The organism is Megasphaera sp. DJF_B143, from assembly GCF_900320625.1.
Taxonomy (GTDB): domain Bacteria; phylum Bacillota; class Negativicutes; order Veillonellales; family Megasphaeraceae; genus Megasphaera; species Megasphaera hexanoica.
The window spans coordinates 1-2,116 of the sequence record NZ_ONTA01000148.1 but is presented as its reverse complement, the minus strand read 5'-3'; the positions used below and the strand labels follow the sequence as shown (position 1 = coordinate 2,116).

The window sequence follows — 2,116 nt, the reverse complement described above, 5'->3', positions numbered from 1 at the left end:
TGTGTCATGTGGAAGAAATCATGAATACGCCTTATTTCCAGGCCAACACGACAGAAGAAACGGCGGCACTGGTCCGCCAGTACGGACTGCGCAATTCCCAGCTCCTGACTATTGCCCCTACGGGAACGCTTTCGACGATGCTGGGGATTTCTGGTGGCATCGAACCGATTTACGCTAATTATTATGAACGGAAAACGGAATCGCTCCACGGTTCAGATGTGTATTATAAAGTCTATACGCCTATTGTAGAAGCTTATATGAAAGAACATCATCTGACCGATGATGGACAGCTTCCGGATTATTTTGTCACGGCGCTGACTCTGCCCTATCAGGAACGGATTGCCATGCAGGCGGCCTGGCAGGAACATATCGATGCGTCTATCAGTTCTACCGTCAATGTGCCCAACAGCTTTACAGTAGAAGATACGGAACGCCTGTACCTGCTGGCCTATGAAAGCGGCTGTAAAGGCGTGACGATTTTCCGTGATGGCTGTAAACGGGCCGGCATCCTTACGACTCACGTCGATGAAAAAACAGTGCCCGTTGCCGGAGACGGATTAGGACGTGGTGAAATCGTTGCTATCGATGATGATGTCATCGGCAAGAAGCGCAAACTGGTTACGGGCTGCGGCAGTCTCCATTGTATTGCGTTTTTTGATACGGAAACAGGCGCTTTGCTGGAAACGTATCTCAGCAAAGGATCGACAGGCGGTTGCAATAATTTCATGATTGGCCTGTCCCGCATGATTTCTATCAGTGCCCGGGCAGGGATTGATATTTATACTATCATTGACCAGCTCAATTCGACGGGGAACTGCCCGAGCTATTCGGTCCGCCGTTCTACCCGGGGCGATACGAGCAAGGGATCCTGCTGCCCCATGGCAGTAGGCAATGCCCTCCTTGATATGTACAATGAGGTACAGAATGAGCTTCATGCCGGCAATGAAAAGCCGAAGAAGGTAAAACCGGTTAAACCGCGGGCGCGGGACAAGGTACGGGCCGAAAATATTTTCTGCCCCCAGTGCGGTGAACCCTTGGTCTTCGAAGGGGGCTGCAATACGTGCAAAAACTGTGGCTGGAGTAAGTGCTATTGATGATGCTTCCCAATAGCCGGCATTAGACTCTGGGCTGTGAGTTTAAAGAAGAAAACACCAGCCAGGAGACCGGTGGCCGGTGTGATGCATACGTTGGGGAAGTGCATGTTTAGATGAAAAATGTCTTGACAGGCAGGGCGTTTGTGTTTATAATGGACTCAATTTCACAGAGGCGATGATAGAGAAGCAAACTGTACAGGCTTTCAGAGAGCTGCCGGATGGTGTGAGGCAGCAGACTGGCAGGGCGTTCCGCTCTGGAGCTGCAAATGACGAATTTGACGGGTCCGCCCGGTACAGCGGTCAGAGTTGGCCGTATGGCAAGTTGGGTGGCAACGCGGGATTCAGACTCCCGTCCCTTGAGTGGGACGGGAGTTTTTTGTTTTCCAGCCGGCGGCAAATTGGGTGGTACCGCGAGAAAGGAGAAGCTCGTCCCAAAGAGAGAGCTTCTCCTTTTATGTCTTTTTCCATTGCCGTAAGGAGTGATTATTTTGGAACGGGTGTACAATTTTAATGCCGGGCCTTCGGCCATGCCGCTGGATGTATTGAAAGAAGTCCAGGCAGAATTTCTCGATTTTAACCATACGGGTATGAGTATTGTAGAAATCAGTCACCGCAGTGCGGCATATCAGGATATGCAGGATGATACCATAGCTGTCCTGAAACGGCTGATGCATATTCCTGAAGGGTATCATGTCATTTTTATGCAGGGCGGCGGCAGCATGCAGTTTCTCATGCATGGTGCTAACTTCCTGAAGACGCGGGGAGGATATCTGAATACGGGCGTCTGGTCAGATAAGGCGATGAAAGCGGCATCGTATTACGGAGAAGTCTATGAAGTCGCTTCCAGCAAGGAAGACCATTTTTCCTATATTCCCGATGAAAGCACCTTTACGGTAAAAGATGGGACGGACTACGTCTATATGACCAGCAATAACACGATTCACGGCACGGAATGGAAGACCTTTCCTCACGTGGATGTGCCGCTGATCTGCGATATGTCCAGTGATTTTCTCTCACGCCCC

General features: G+C 50.4%; 1 protein-coding gene and 1 pseudogene. Both read left to right on the top strand.

The window, feature by feature from the left end; genetic code table 11:
* A pseudogene (locus DBO31_RS04540) lies at positions 1-1,094 on the top strand (ribonucleoside-diphosphate reductase, adenosylcobalamin-dependent); the annotation flags it as partial.
* Between the two features lie 479 nt (positions 1,095-1,573).
* A partial coding sequence (locus DBO31_RS04535) for an aminotransferase class V-fold PLP-dependent enzyme (protein WP_234995390.1) occupies positions 1,574-2,116 on the top strand: 543 nt, incomplete at its 3' end.